This window comes from Paenibacillus sp. JT22N1, from assembly GCF_059692155.1.
The window spans coordinates 302,226-316,964 of sequence record NZ_JCAUAW010000007.1; the positions used below are offsets into that span (position 1 = coordinate 302,226).

Sequence of the window (14,739 nt, forward strand, 5' to 3'; positions counted from 1 at the left end):
GCTATTGCATTCTTCCCCTTGCAATACCTTCATAACGCCATCCGTAGGTGCGCATTTCCAGTGGATCAAGAAAGTTCCGTCCATCAAACAGATAAGGTGAATCGGTTTTATTCACCCACTCTTTCCAAGGGAGCAAGGAAAATTGTGGCCATGAGGTCGTCAAAATGACAGCATGTACGCCAGTTGCCGCTTCACTTTGCTCCGTGATCACTTTCACTCTCCGCTCAGCTTCGCCTTTGAATCCTTTTGTCCAATGAATTTGCTCCAGAGAAGAGATCGTCGGATCCATCACCCTGATTTCCTCAACACCTTGGTCAAGAAGCTGTTCAATCAGACGAATGCCGGGTGATTCCCTCTGATCATCCGTATCTTCTTTAAATGTAATACCGGCTACAAGCACCCGTTTGCCGTCTAAATAAATCAGTGATTTTATTTTTTTAAGAAACCATCTGATTTGCGAGTCGTTGATTCGTTTCACTTCTTTAAGCAGATGCAAATTTACTTTTCTTTGTTTCGCTAGATAAAGAAGTTCATCAACATCTTTGGGAAAACAGGAGCCGCCATATCCGATTCCAGCATGCAAATGATGCGGAGAAATACGAGGATCCATGCCCATCCCCGCCGCAACCTCCTCAATATCCGCTCCCACCTCGTCGGCTAATCGAGCGATTTCATTAATATAGGATATTTTAGTGGCTAAAAATCCATTCGAGGCATATTTGATCATCTCTGATGTTTCATAATTACAAATGAAATATGGGGTCTTTAGCGAAGCATACATCTCTTTTACCTTTTCAATAGCTGCACTATTTTCTCCACCAATTACCGTTCGAGATGGATGAAGGGAATCGCGAAGAGCCACTCCCTCACGTAAAAACTCGGGGTTCGAGATGACTTCAATCGGATACTTATTCGTATCGATCCTATTTGCCAGTTGCTCTTTCATCCATCGATTAGTCCCGATAGGTACTGTACTTTTAATAACAACAACTTTGGGTCCATTGATATGTGCAACTATCGTGTCTATTACCTGCTGTAAATAGGTTAAATCTGCACCTCCGCTAGAAGTTGAAGGAGTGCCAACGGAAATCATTAAAATTTCGCTTTTCGTTATGGCGGATTGAGCATCCGAGGAAAATACGACTCGCTCGTGTTTCAATTGTTCCCGGAGCAATTGATCCAAACCAGGCTCATTAAATGGCAACAAGCCTTGGTTTAACTTACCGACTTTACCGGAATCGACATCGTAACCTATAACATCATGACCCAGCTTGGCTAATACGAGCGCCGTTGTTGTACCAACGTATCCCGAACCTATGACGGTGATCTTCAAGACTCCTCGCCCCTTTTTTGACTTCTCATGTGTATCTGTATCTTTGGGAATCCAAGGCTGAACCTTTGGACTCCCTTTTAGCATAAAAATCGCTGATTTCCCAAAGTCAATCGCAATTCGTCCCTGTTCACCCGCCAGCTTCTGCGCCAATATAACGGCATTGACTCCTGCAGAAATAAATACGATATCACATTCGACCGATTTCATTTTGCGCAACACTTCGGGAATCATCTCATATCGATCTATCCGAATCGTTTTGACGATTTCAATATCGAATTGACCGTACCTTTTACCAACCAATTTTTTGAAATCTTTGGCCCAACGGGAGATGATGACCACTTTTTTTCCCTTCAGCATTTCCCAAAATTGCTGATATTCGACCATGTGGCGGTTGACAAATGTATGGCAAAGCTTTTGGGGGCGAATGTTGAATCTTTTAAAACAAGCGTCCGTCAAAGGACGCAAATATTGTTGCTCCGCCAATATCTCCTTATCTTTGTGAAAAGGAATTCCGACAATATCAGCCTTTTTAATAGACTTAATCAGTTGATCGCGTAGCTCTACATTAGGTAAGCGTACCCCTTTCCAATTCGTGACACTTGACAATCTCGCCCAGCGGGTGGAGAGAGTTTTCCGAATCGGCCACACTTGGTATTGGGTTAGGCAAATATTTTCACCGTCACCGACACGGACGATGGAAAGCGGCTTCTTGTCTTCCAATGATTTTTTGATTTCATTAATGACTTCCAGCGTTGTTAACCAATTTTCCTGCTTTATATTGCCCACATTTTCCCCTCCCAGTTCTTTACATTGGTTTCAATGTTTTTACTATGCTATGTGCTACTGGATCACATGACATATGGCAGCAGTCTATTTTGGAAAAATAAAACAAACCGGAATAATCGCCTTGTTTGCGTATCATAGGGTTACTTTTTCTTTTTTATTAACCTGCCTACTTTAAGCCTGCCTCCAACCCGAACGAATTTTGCTTTATATTGATCTCCCCACCGTTTTAATGCTGTTTTGTACAAATATTTTGTAACTTTGGCATATTTATCGCGGTTCTCGATTCTCGAATTATTTTTGTTATGTTTCAAACGGTTATACATCGACCGGTTCACATATTTAAACTTGTAGCTTCCCGCAAGTTTGAGAAGAATTTGTCTATCCTCGGCAAATCGGCCTTTTTGTGGTACTCTTGTCGTCCATCCTCCGACTTTGCGAAGCGCTTCTGTCCGATAAAAACGAGGGTAAATCATCGGATGAAAAGTGATGAAATCATATTTTCCGTGGATTTGACGCTTTTTTTTCATTTTTAAATATTTGATCCTGCCCATTTTCTTTGACTTCCATACTTTCTCATTTCCATAAACGACAGCAACTTTTCTGCCCGATTTCCTCATCTGATTCAAACAGGTTTTGAGTGTATTCGGCGCATACCAATCATCTGCGTCAAGCTGTGAAAAATATTTTGTATTCACTAACGATAAGGCGTAATTCAACGTGGAAGAAACGCCTCGATTTTTCTTTAGTTTCACATAACGGATTCTAGGATCCTTTAAGTAGGGTCTAAGTACGCTTCTCGTGCGGTCCATCGACCCGTCATCAACAATTAACAACTTCCATCTTCCGGTGGTTTGCCGTAATACACTTTTAACCCCCCGGGTTATATACTGCGCACGGTTATAAGTGGGGATAACTACCGTAATCTGAGGAGAATGGACCTTGCCTACCGTTTTGATTTTAACCATCATCTTCGCCCTTTCTTGATTAAATTACGATAAATGGTTTCCAAAATTGTTACCTGTTTCGCTGAGTTGAAATGGCGCTCCACCTTTTCGCGCCCTTTTTTTCCCATTTCCTGTCGCAAAGAAGCATTTTTCATCAAATATTTGATTTTTTTCACTAATCTCCCGACGTTTTTTTCAGGTACCAAAAATCCTTCCTTTCCATCGGTTACCAGTTCAGGAATTCCGCCATGGCGTGTCGAAACGATAGGAAGCCCCGTCGCCATCGCTTCCTTGATTGAGTTCGGAATGCCTTCATGGTTTCCGTCCCTGGTCGTTATGCTGGGCAGGCAAAATATATCTGCTAGGTTCAACAACCCGGTGAGTTGGTTGTGCGCAACGAGACCTTGCAGTTGAACATGTTCTTTCAGTCTTAATGCTGAAATGAGACGCTCTAATTTCTTTCGCTCATCTCCGTCTCCTACGATGATTAACCGGGTTGATGGATATTGATTATGAATTTTTTTGAAAGCCTTCAATAAATAGCGAAATCCTTTCTTTTTATGCAGGCGCCCGACCGCAATGATCTTTATATTGTCCGTTTTGTGCTCACGCTGCTTATATGGAAATTTCTTCAGATCAATCCCGCTGTACATAATTTTTATTCTGCGCCGTTTGCATCCCCATTTGATCAATTGCCGTTTCATATGACGAGACGGAACCGTAAATTTCTCGCCAACTTTGAATAATACCGGCAGCCTTCGATGGTAAGATTCTCGCAAATTTCTATTAGCAGGCAAATCAAATCCGTGGAACGAGGTCAACATGGGAATGCGAAGCCGCCGTTTGGCTTTCAGCAGACCAACTCCCGCGTTTCCAAAACGGGCATGAATGAGTTTAATTTTTTTCCTCTTGAATGCTCGGGAAATTTTCTTAGTACTGTGAGGTAATCGTTTAATTCTTGGAAAAGGAAAACGTTCCAAATTCAATTCTTTTCGTGTATACACGATCGGCATGAACGTTTTAATATTTTTCAACTCTTCATATATAAACGTTTCAGACGGAGGAAGATAACGCTGGCGGACAAAAGCAATTTTTTGCAAATCAGCCCCTCCTATCCTCAATACTATTATTTTTAAAATAATGGTGGTAAACATATTCCGCTTTCTTCTTTTCCTGTTTGATCCAGTCTTTTAGTTGTTTAGTGTTCATTTTGACGTATTTTTTTTTACGCAGCATCCGTTCGAAAATATGCGGAAATAAAAAGTCAATGCAAACAAGATGTCTGACTTCAGGGGCAAGCGGATTATGGCGTTCATACGTTTTCATCATACCGTGGAATATTTTCCCTTTAAACGAGTGGCTTTTTGTAAACATGCTGTAAATGCGGAGCAAATCTTTGGAAGGAAGATCATAACGGATATCTTCAAAATCGATCAATACCCCTTTATCTTTTTGATTAATCAAGTTTTTATGATGAAGGTCGCCGTGCACTAAACTTTTGGTAGAAACAAGCCCATCCCTGTAGTCTCGGTATCGGCTCTTTTTCAACGCTTTCAGCGCTGATTTGGCAATCCGTTGAAAAAAGGGGATATGATGGTTGATGATCGCATATTTCCGGTTTTGCGATGCTTTGTGTGCATTGAACCAACGTTTTATCGACTTTGAACGTTGTTTGTATTCTTTCTCCCAATGAGGATGTGCATAGATCTTTACATCAGATGGGTATCCCAGATCATGAGAGGCAAAGTGAAACCGGGCCATTACCTGAACAATCGATTCAAGGTCATCCTGATTACGCAATTGGGGGCTTTTACCATCGATCCATTGGTATAAGACGTAAGGAACCCGGCCATAGATCATGAACAGATCACCTTTCAAAGTTGGTATCGGTCGAGCTAAATTCACTCCTTTTCGGGCCAACATTTGCTCCGATTTGGCAATAAAAAGCTGCCGTTCTGGTGTGATAAAAAGGCTTTTGAGAGCATATTTCTTGCCCTCTTCCGTGACAACTTGAGCGACGAAGCTTGAATTTTTTAGGTGTTTGATCAAGACCACCGTCTTGATTTTAATTCCAAATTCATTCTCTATCTTCCGTTTTAGCCGCTCCATTGCTCCATAACTCCTTTCTTCCTCGTCCGCTCTTCCTAACAGACTATGCATGGTCATTTAAAAAGCGTGGGCAAATATGTTCTTTTCGTAAATTCACTCCTACCTCAACTAACGTCTATACACTCCGCTTCTAGCCCTCATATATTAGAGTTAAAGATCAAAAATGGGACAAAGGAGGAATTCCTCTGAACAACATCGCTGTTATACGATCCATTTTTTTGCCGATCAGCGAGACATTTATTTACGGAGAGATTAAGGAAATGAAGCGCTTCAAGCCTTACATTTTTTGTAGAAAACGAAGAAATAAAAGCAATTTTCCATGTGAGAACGTTCATATAGACCCTACATTTAAGCAGTTAGACCGGATGCTGCGAAATCGCTATTTTCAACTCATCCATGCCCGCTTCGGGCAATCTGGCATCAGGATGATACGTTTAAAAGAGCTCCGAGACGTTCCGCTCGTTACTTCCTTTCACGGATGCGATTCTCCCGGAACCGCCAGGATGAAAAAACATAAAGAATCACTACAGCACCTATTTGCTGTTGGAGATTGCTTTACAGTACCCTGCCAGGCGATGAAACGCGAGTTAGTCCTACATGGCTGCCCGGAGGAAAAAATTGTTGTCCATTACAGCGGAATCAATGTGGATCAATTTGCTTACAAAGAACGCTCACTCCCCGCAGACGGTCTCATACGGATCATCTATGTGGGCAGGCTGGTAGAAAAAAAAGGGGCAGATATGCTGATTAAAGCTTTTCATCGTGTTCATCAAGTCTTTCCTCAAACCAGGCTCAGTCTGATTGGAGATGGCGTATTAAAATATCAATTAAAACGATTGATTAAAAAGCTGCACCTCGAAAAAAATGTTGAATTATTGGGCTCTCTGCCACATCAGGAGATAACCAAACAATTGGATCGAGCACATATTTTTTGTCTTCCCAGTATGACGGATCGAACAGGCAACATGGAGGGCATCCCCAACGCAATTAAAGAAGCCATGGCATCCGGACTTCCTGTGGTTTCAACCTCTCACTCAGGAATCCCGGAATTGATACAAGATGGTGTCAATGGACATCTGGTTGCTGAAAAAGACATAGATGGCCTTGCAAGGAAATTAAATGATTTGATCAGTAAGCCGGAAACATGGCGGAAGCTTGGGCTGAATGCTAGGTTCAAAGTAGCATCCAATTTCAATCAGAAGATACAATCAGCAAAATTAGAACGAATGTTCGAATTGATTATTGATAACCATAAAAAGAAGGAAGAAGAAAGACCTTTTTTCAGTATCATTATTCCAACATATAACCGTGAGCGGTATATCGGCGAAGCCATAAAAAGTGTGCTTCAGCAAACTTTTACAGATTATGAAATCATCGTCGTTGACGACGGTTCGACAGATCAAACAGCAGAAATTGTCAACTCGTTTGGCAGCAAAGTTCAATACGTGTATCAAGAAAACCTTGGTCCTTCCGAAGCCAGAAATACAGGAATTCGATTGGCAAGAGGGAAATACATCGCATTTCTAGACTCGGATGACCGCTTTCTCCCTAATAAATTGATGGAAAACAAAGCATATTTAACCGCCCATCCGAATTGTCGTTTTTTATACAGTTGGTACTACAATTACGTAGGGGGGAAGAAAAAGAAAATAGTTCGCGATGCTAAAGGGTTTGAGAATTTAAACAAGTTACGGGTTCAACTTTTCAATCGAAAATTTACCATACGCACATCTACTGCAGTCATTCACCGAAGTTGTTTTGCCGAAACCGGGCTGTTTAACCCGAAATATCGATATTCCCAAGATTGGGATATGTGGCTTCGTTTAGCATGCTATTATCGGGGGTACTGCCAAAAGAAAACGTTAGTCTTATATCGCAGGCATATTCGAAAAAAACTCCCGTCGAAAAAACGCAACCTCCAAATTCGGATAAATGCCTGCAAATTGTATCATTGGAATATGAACACATGGCTATCGCCAAAAAAGAAAAGTAGACCTCGCGTTTCCCTGAAAAGAAAAACGATATATCCCAAAATAAAGCTGCCAAATAAAGGGGGGAAGCGGTTGTGAAAAAAGGTCGCCATGTTCTTCTGCATCATAAATATTCATTGGAAGACGGTCATGTAACACAACAAATCTTTAGGGTAAAAGGATACCGAGGAATCATGTTAACGCGGGAATCGAAAGAAAACCAGCCCCAACTGCAGCTCCAGCTACATTCTCTCTCTCCATCTGTGATATCTTTGGAAGCAATCCAAAAAAATCCCAATCTTTTAAGGCGGTTTCGTATCGCCGGTGTTCATATTCATCATGGTTCTTTAGCGCCAAGATTTCAATTTTTAAAGAAAAAATTAGGAATCCCTTTATTTGTAAGCTTTCGTGGAAAAGACGCAACCGTATACCCCAAGAAAAAAATAAACTTAAACCATTTAAAAAGTTTATTTAAGACTGCTGATCTGTTCTTCCCGGTATGTGAGCATTTGAAAGAAGAAATCGTTAAATTGGGGTGTCCCGAACATAAAATTCGTGTATTGTACGGTGGTGTCGATTTAAAGCGGTTTGAAAGTAAGCCACGTAAACTGGACCCAAATGAAAAAATCCGATTTTTAGCAATCGGACGTTTTGTCGAAAAAAAAGGATTTGCCGACCTGATTCGCGCCTTCGCACTTGTATATAAACAACGGCAATTTGTAAAGCTGACTTTAATTGGCAATGGACCCTGTGAACTAAAATACCGCAGACTGATCGAAAAACTAGAGCTCGGCAGCAGTGTCCGAATCATTCCTTGGATCGAATACAGTAAAATTCAAAAAAAATATCACAGTACTCATATATTTTGTGCTCCGAGCTGTACAGATCGAGAAGGAAATCGGGAGGGAATTCCGAACACATTAAAAGAGGCCATGGCCACTGGAATGCCTGTTATTTCAACGAATCACGCGGGAATTCCGGAATTGGTCGAAAACAAGGTATCTGGGCTTCTGGTACCCGAAAAGTCAGTTAATGATTTAGCACAAGCAATGATATGGTTAATTGATCATCCTGAAGAATGGATTAAATTGGGGGAAAATGCACGAAAAAAAGTAGAGAGAGACTTTAATCTTTCTTTGCAGCTGGCTAAACAAAAAAAATATTATGATGAAATCATCTTGAAAAAATGACACCCATATCCTTACGATAAGAAAACCTAGCGGAAGACTACCGCTAGGTTTTCTGCTGTGCTGTGCTATGCGATGCTTTTTATTATTAACTGAATATATACAAATTTTATGTAAATATATGAAGAAGTTGTCCAGTTCAGAACGTTTCCATTTTGCATTTAATAAATATATGAAGATCGTCATATAAGATCTTCATAGATTCGAATAAGCAAATCGTGGAACAACAAAACATATACAGCTTAATTGAGAATAAAAGACGGAGGGGATTGATAAATGGAACAAGGCAAAACTAGGGGACAGCCCAAATATCCGGTTAAGTGGATACAAGTGTTAAGAGGCGGAACCGCTCATGTCATTCTTTTCAGTGATGGTAAAAAATATGTCGTGAAGTGGAACGCTACTAGGAAAGATAGATACAAAGAAGTGGTCAATGAATATGTGGTTGGCAAATTGGCAGGGCTCCTTTCGCTTCCCGTTATCCCCCAAGACCTTGTATATATACCAAAGGAATTTATAAGGAAGACTCCTGCATTACATTCCAAAGAATACTCCTTTCGTTCCGGATTCCAATATGGCTGTGTATTTATTGAAAACTGTTATGTATTCAAGGATGTTAGAGATGCTCCTCCCTCTAAGACGGAAGTGAAAAACCGCGAAATGCTTGCAGGAATAACGGTATTCGACCAATGGGTGAACAACACCGATCGGGGTGTAAGGAATTTAATTTTGGAACGTCTAGGTGAAGGCGGCTATTATGTTCATATGATTGATCATGGCAGATGTTTTCCGGGCAGATATGAATGGTCTGCTCAAACGCTTAGTGAGGAACCAAAATACACATACCATTGGCCTATTTATCAATGGGCCTTCTCTCTTCTCGATGATTCCAAAGAGCTTACTTCGTTTGCAAAAAAAATTATGGGTTTGCCAAACGAATTGATCTTTGAAGTTATCCAATCAATCCCTAAAGAGTGGCAAGTATGTACAGAGGATAGAGAAGCCCTCTACAAGTTTTTTTTAAAACAGAAAAATAACTTGTCGGTTATCGTATCTAGTATCATTAAATATCATAGCACTTTATTAACATGAGTTAATTTCCTCCAAGGCAAAAGCTGCAGGGTTCTCCAATATGTGATTCACAATTGCATGATCAACATGGGAGCGCATACAAAGAAACAAACTGTGGAAAACATCAAGAAACCTTTACTCGTCATGGGTCAAACAACCCGAAGAGTAAAGGTTCTTATTTGTGTAGATAGGCAGGTTTCCATGCTACACTAGTCGTTTCTTTCTTGCTTTTCATAAATGACTTGTTTCAACCGATGCCGGATCATATTCGGATTGAAATATTCTATCATATTAATTCCCGGAGCCGAGTCGAAATAAATACAATATTTCTTGTATGGCACCATCTCGTTCATCTGAGCAAAACAAAGCTTGAGCGGCTTTTGAAACAAATCGACCGCCTCCGTTTCGTTTCTCCAGCCGTAATCGGCCAGCCTGCGCGACGTTTGCAAACCAAGTGTGCTGATCGTCTTACCGATTCCCTCTTGCCTGCCTGCCAGCGCCTCGAACATAGGAGCCGGCACGTATTTCGAACTGACAAGCGCAATATTGTGCGATACGACGAAGTTGCTCTTTTCACTGATTAGAATCGATTCTCTTCTATAATAAGGCGCTCCAAAGATTTCGCCAGAATGTTCGATCTGCTCTTCCTCGACCTGCTCCTGCGCGATCACGCGGACCGAAACTTTATCGTCCATCAGCGTTTCGAGCATATCCGTAGTACGTCCGTCGCTCCTTAACAAAATCTCGAACAACAGACTATGAAAAAATTCGAATTCCGTTTTCCCATGGTACGCATCCATGTCCATAAACTTTGTACTCGTCATGAACACCCCTCCTCCATTATCCGAACAAAAAGTGTTACGCCACCTTTCCGTAAAGGGGCGACCCAATGGTTGGCGCCCGCTCGTCCAGCATTCCATATGATAATGACGCAAATTCATCAACAACCGCAGGACGCTCCGGACTTTTTGCGGCTGAGCGGGCTACCGATTTTGACACTTCGTTCATTACAGGCACCTTTTATTTGTGATGGAGAGCCGAGCTAGTATCCTTCTTTCCGATTCGATTTTACACCTTGCTTCTATACAAGCCGGACCCGCGAAGCCCGTTCCAGAACGTGTAGAACTGGTCGATATTGATTTGCTGACCGCTATCAGAGAGTGCGGCCTGCGGCTCAGGGTGCATCTCGACCATAATGCCGTCCGCGCCGGCGGCGAGAGCGGCTTTCGCGCAAGGCAACAAAATGTCTTTGCGACCGGTCGAATGGCTTACGTCCACGAGCACGGGCAAGTGGGTTTCCTGCTTTAAGAGCGGAACCGCAGATATATCGAGCGTATTGCGAGTCCATTTCTCATAGGTGCGAATACCGCGCTCGATCAGCATAACCCGTTCGTTGCCTCCGGCCACAATATATTCCGCCGCATGAATGAACTCATCCAATGTGGCCGCAATGCCGCGCTTGAGCAGAACGGGTATTTTCATCTGTCCTGCCGCCTTCAGCAGGTCGAAGTTTTGCATGTTGCGGGCGCCGATCTGGATGACATCGATATATTGGGCTGCAAACTCCAGCTGCGACGGACTCATGATTTCACTTATCGTAACCATATCGAATTCGTCCGCCACTTCCTTCAAAATTTTTAAGCCTTCCAAGCCAAGCCCCTGGAAGTCGTACGGTGACGTTCTCGGCTTGAATGCGCCCCCGCGCAGGACGCCCACGCCGGCTTGCTTCATAGCGGCCGCCACGGTACGCATCTGCTCCCGGGATTCGATGGAACAGGGACCGGCGATCAAGACGTGCGCATTGCCGCCGATTACGGCATCCTTGACGCGAATGATCGTATCCTCGCTTTTGGATTTGCGGCTCACGAGAAGGTGGCGTTTTTGGTCTTCCTTAGGGTGCTCGGACGTAGCACGGAAAATTTCCTTGAACAAATGCATGACCGCTGCGTTATCGATAGGCCCTGGGTTTTGGTTCGCCAGCTCGGCGAGTATTTTGTTTTCCAAAGCCGGATCTTTAGGCAAACCTTGATTTTCCATTATTCGGCTTATTTCCTTGGCAACGCGCGCACGTTCGCTGATCATTTGGAGCAGATTCCGGTTGATTTCGTCCAACTTGCTTCTGAATTGCTCGATATTTTCATTCACACGTATTCTCCCCCTTTTCAACTAGAACCTTGTCGACAAGCTTCTTTTCCGGAATTGTTTTGGACGTCGACGATCTTCATAGGAGTATCTCTTGCTTCTACTGCTCTATATGTTGCATTAATTCTTTCGCTCTCTCGTTCTGCGGCTCGCGAATCAGGGCCTCTTGCCAGGGACTTGTCGACTGGTGCCATATACCCGCCTTTGCCGAGCGAAACAATGGCGGTTCCGAATGCAAATTGAAACAATCGCTGAAAACCGAGACCGGGAAGCGCTAATTCGTACGGAAGCGCAAAACTCTGTGTGTCTGAGTGACCGGTATTCTCCTCTGCCTAGCGAAAAAGCTATTCGGGAAGTGATAGTCTTGATCCCTCATAACAATGGTAATTTAATAATGAACCGAGAACAATCAACAGCGGCCCAATAGGTACAAAATTGGTACAAACACTGATGCCCGAAATGAGATAATTAGAATATTCGCATATTCTGATAAAAACGGCGGCCCGAATAGGGTGTATCAAAATGTACCGCGTATTCGCCATACAGCATGAACCGTTCGTTCACAGCCTTTTCCGGAAGCTGCTCTGCCGGAGCCCAATCAGCGAGCTACTAGATAAAGCGACTTGAGGGTCACTTTTACCTGTATCGAGCGACAAAAAAAGTGCGGGCCCGGACATAATCGTCCAACTCCCGCGCTTTCTCATTCACGACACCCATATATATTTATCCATTACATCCAGCCGTTCTAAGCGCCTATGAATATTTCAGGTTATATTATACCACTGAAAACCATAAGGGCATTAATCGACATATGCCATATAACTACAGGAACGATGCTTTTAGATTTGATCGTAATTCCCCCGAAAAATAACCCTCCAAGAGAAAATGCGATGCAACCCCCCCAAGAAAAGCCAAGGGAATAATGCTGTAGTCCAAACCCAAAACTTGTTACAATAACTGCCCATTTATCACCTAATTGCTCTGAAAATCGACTTAGAAGAATACCTCTCCAGATCATTTCTTCAAGCATAGCGTTTGTTATTAAAAAAATAATAGCCAATAACCAAACTTCTTGGATGTAGGTCCATCCGTTTCGAATCATAAATGGCATAAAAGTAAAAAAATTGATTGTTAACGCGATGAGTAGAAAATGTTTTACTTTTGATTGGTGGAAACCTGACCATATAAATGGGATGCCTATCAACTCGTTCCATTGCGGTTTCTTCCAATATCGCATGAAAGGAATTTTGTAAATAAGAGATAAAATAATCAACGGAATTATAATAAAAATCAACGACAACCTGTTAAAAAAAACATGCAATTCCTTAGGATTCAAATCTGTAATCCAACGCGAGTTCACATACAAATATAGAATGAATCCGATTCCCAAACATATAGTTGTCAAAATAAAAAATCTCATAGGCTTGTAGATAGAAAGCAACCCGGCACATACTCCCCAAAAACTCATCAGCAGGTAGTTATTTGTTTGAAGTAAGATAATAAGTGACCCAAACAAGAACAAGGACGCTGTATTCCTGAGTAATACGTGATTCATCATATATCACCTACTTATAAGCTTGAAATTAATTGTACAACCTCTCTATTAGTTCTTTCCTCCATAAACTTATGTGCCGCTTTGTACCCGCGGAATGGACAGTAGCGGAATTACTCCGAACAATAAGCGAGTACCCATAATATCGAGGAAACCCATACATATACTGTGAAAGGCAACAATTAACGGTAACCCGCTTGATCATGACACACTGGAAATTCTACTTTCCAAAGGAGGTTGATTTATTCAGGATCATGACCCAAAGCATCAAAAGTGTTTTTTCAACGTTCCAAACCGAACTTGCTCACGAAGCAGATGTTGATGGAAATCTTTGGATCCCAACGTTCAACATATAGTTGTAATGAAATAAGGACTGAAGGCAGAGTCCCCCTTTGTTCGATACAGATAGGTATTCCAAGTACAAAGGAAGTGAGAATTGAAGTGAATATGAAGAAAAGGGGATTTGCAGACAAAGCGATTTTCATTCTTGGAATAACATTAGCCGGTGTAATTACATTTGTTCTTGTGGCGGGCGTAATTGTAGCAGTCTTAAAATTTTATTTGGATAGCAAAAATCGATCTGTTCCAATTCATTCCAGCCCGATGGTAGATGATGAGCCGGAGGCGGCGTTGATTGCTGACTCATTCGAGCTAATGCTGGCTGAGACCATTCAACTTCATGATGAGGCAATGGCCGGAAATGCAGAAACTTGCGTACCAACAGGTCGACCGTCATCAGGAAGCGGAGTATTGATTGAAAAGGCTGAACAAGAAAAGACCGGCGAATTAAGTTCGCTAACTGCCATGTAAGATGTTCTCATTCTTGCACGAATGAGTAGCTTTCGAGAGGAGGTGGAGCACATGTCATCGGAAAGTCAGGATTTCTCGGGAATTGTCGGCAAAATCAAGCGAGAATTTCTAAATTTTGCCGACAGCTATTCAACGGCGGTGAAAAGTGGTGCAAATGTTGCCGGGAAACAAATCATAAAAGCCATAGAAGAATTGGATCAACCAGCCGATATTTCTGTAGGTAAGCTGATAACGGCCGTTAAAAGCGGTGTACAATATGCCGGTGAACAAATGGCAAACTCAGGAATGGATCTCGTTAAAAATATGAAAAAACAAGCAAAAAATAAAAAGTAGCGGAAATAAAAAGTTTTGTGTAAATGATTTTACCTGCAATAAGGCTGGCTTTCAGGGTGGTATTATCCCCTCATGGTCGATAACGAAAAAAGGCCATTTATTAAGATGAGCTTACGTTGTTGACCTTAGGGGATTTTTTTGGCTGAGATCCGTAGTAAACACAAGTTCAATATGTCCAAAGCGTGTCGTGGCCGTACATAAACGATTACAACCACCATGATACCAGAAAAAACTAATTTTTATACCGAACCGCTCGTTTTCTTCCACCAAGAGCGCTGCATAGGAAGGGGTCGTAGCAAGGACTGTAGCTTGGTATTCCTTCATCAATTCCAATGACTTATCGACGGGAGCCATGTATCCGCCTTGCCGATTGAAAATCAGTCCTGCGTGTACGACTTGTACTTTATAGTAAACTGTGGACAAGATATCTACAATCACCAGAAGCCTAAAAACCTGACGATGCGAGAAAATCGTTACAGATGGCGATGTTAAGAGATAGTTA

15 protein-coding genes are annotated in these 14,739 nt (G+C 42.1%); 6 read left to right on the forward strand and 9 right to left on the reverse strand.

Annotated features, from left to right (window positions below; genetic code table 11):
• Window position 1: 1 nt before the first annotated feature.
• From AC58UU_RS16335 to AC58UU_RS16350, 4 genes are all read right to left on the reverse strand, one after another.
• Entirely contained in the window at window positions 2-2,119 is a 2,118-nt protein-coding gene (locus AC58UU_RS16335) for a nucleotide sugar dehydrogenase (RefSeq protein WP_497317254.1), read from the reverse strand.
• 140 nt (window positions 2,120-2,259) lie between these two features.
• Window positions 2,260-3,087, reverse strand: coding sequence for a glycosyltransferase family 2 protein (locus AC58UU_RS16340; RefSeq protein WP_497317256.1), 828 nt, complete (start codon window positions 3,085-3,087; stop codon window positions 2,260-2,262).
• A complete protein-coding gene (locus tag AC58UU_RS16345; RefSeq protein ID WP_497317258.1) occupies window positions 3,084-4,163 on the reverse strand; it encodes a glycosyltransferase in 1,080 nt (359 codons plus the stop codon). Before AC58UU_RS16345 ends, AC58UU_RS16340 begins: the two co-directional genes overlap by 4 nt.
• Window position 4,164: 1 nt before the next feature.
• Window positions 4,165-5,172 (reverse strand): phosphotransferase, encoded by a 1,008-nt coding sequence (locus AC58UU_RS16350; protein ID WP_497317260.1) that lies wholly within the window; start codon window positions 5,170-5,172, stop codon window positions 4,165-4,167.
• A 260-nt stretch (window positions 5,173-5,432) separates the two neighbouring features.
• On the opposite strand from AC58UU_RS16350, the gene AC58UU_RS16355 reads away from it, so the two are divergent.
• The 3 genes from AC58UU_RS16355 (at window position 5,433) to AC58UU_RS16365 (ending at window position 9,421) form a co-directional block, all read left to right on the forward strand.
• The gene (locus AC58UU_RS16355; RefSeq protein WP_497317262.1) at window positions 5,433-7,241 is read left to right on the forward strand and encodes a glycosyltransferase; all 1,809 of its coding nucleotides are present in this window, start codon (window positions 5,433-5,435) and stop codon (window positions 7,239-7,241) included.
• A complete protein-coding gene (locus AC58UU_RS16360; RefSeq protein ID WP_497317264.1) occupies window positions 7,238-8,332 on the forward strand; it encodes a glycosyltransferase in 1,095 nt (364 codons plus the stop codon). The genes AC58UU_RS16355 and AC58UU_RS16360 overlap by 4 nt, the downstream gene beginning before the upstream one ends.
• A gap of 273 nt (window positions 8,333-8,605) precedes the next feature.
• Window positions 8,606-9,421 carry a HipA family kinase gene (locus AC58UU_RS16365; RefSeq protein ID WP_497317266.1) on the forward strand — a complete coding sequence of 272 codons (816 nt, stop codon included), beginning with the start codon at window positions 8,606-8,608 and terminating at the stop codon, window positions 9,419-9,421.
• 188 nt (window positions 9,422-9,609) lie between these two features.
• Here the strand turns inward: AC58UU_RS16365 and AC58UU_RS16370 are convergent, their stop codons facing one another.
• Genes AC58UU_RS16370 through AC58UU_RS16380 form a run of 3 tightly spaced genes read right to left on the reverse strand, consistent with a single transcriptional unit; the run spans window position 9,610 to window position 11,551 of the window.
• Window positions 9,610-10,224, reverse strand: coding sequence for a 4-hydroxybenzoate synthetase (locus AC58UU_RS16370; RefSeq protein ID WP_497317268.1), 615 nt, complete (start codon window positions 10,222-10,224; stop codon window positions 9,610-9,612).
• A 34-nt stretch (window positions 10,225-10,258) separates the two neighbouring features.
• Window positions 10,259-10,408: a hypothetical protein gene (locus AC58UU_RS16375; protein ID WP_497317270.1), complete on the reverse strand. Its 150-nt coding sequence runs from the start codon at window positions 10,406-10,408 to the stop codon at window positions 10,259-10,261.
• A 60-nt stretch (window positions 10,409-10,468) separates the two neighbouring features.
• The gene (locus AC58UU_RS16380) at window positions 10,469-11,551 is read right to left on the reverse strand and encodes a bifunctional 3-deoxy-7-phosphoheptulonate synthase/chorismate mutase (RefSeq protein ID WP_497317364.1); all 1,083 of its coding nucleotides are present in this window, start codon (window positions 11,549-11,551) and stop codon (window positions 10,469-10,471) included.
• Between the two features lie 223 nt (window positions 11,552-11,774).
• Here AC58UU_RS16380 and AC58UU_RS16385 point away from each other — a divergent pair, with 223 nt between their 5' ends.
• A complete protein-coding gene (locus tag AC58UU_RS16385) occupies window positions 11,775-11,969 on the forward strand; it encodes a hypothetical protein (protein WP_497317272.1) in 195 nt (64 codons plus the stop codon).
• Between the two features lie 342 nt (window positions 11,970-12,311).
• Here the strand turns inward: AC58UU_RS16385 and AC58UU_RS16390 are convergent, their stop codons facing one another.
• Window positions 12,312-12,902, reverse strand: a complete 591-nt coding sequence (locus AC58UU_RS16390; protein WP_497317273.1) for a CPBP family intramembrane glutamic endopeptidase — start codon at window positions 12,900-12,902, stop codon at window positions 12,312-12,314.
• Window positions 12,903-13,535: 633 nt separating this feature from the next.
• On the opposite strand from AC58UU_RS16390, the gene AC58UU_RS16395 reads away from it, so the two are divergent.
• On the forward strand, window positions 13,536-13,904 hold the full coding sequence (locus AC58UU_RS16395; RefSeq protein ID WP_497317275.1) for a hypothetical protein: 369 nt from the start codon (window positions 13,536-13,538) through the stop codon (window positions 13,902-13,904).
• A 51-nt stretch (window positions 13,905-13,955) separates the two neighbouring features.
• On the forward strand, window positions 13,956-14,237 hold the full coding sequence (locus AC58UU_RS16400; RefSeq protein ID WP_497317277.1) for a hypothetical protein: 282 nt from the start codon (window positions 13,956-13,958) through the stop codon (window positions 14,235-14,237).
• Window positions 14,238-14,348: 111 nt separating this feature from the next.
• Here the strand turns inward: AC58UU_RS16400 and AC58UU_RS16405 are convergent, their stop codons facing one another.
• The gene (locus tag AC58UU_RS16405) at window positions 14,349-14,675 is read right to left on the reverse strand and encodes a hypothetical protein (protein WP_497317279.1); all 327 of its coding nucleotides are present in this window, start codon (window positions 14,673-14,675) and stop codon (window positions 14,349-14,351) included.
• Window positions 14,676-14,739: the final 64 nt, after the last annotated feature.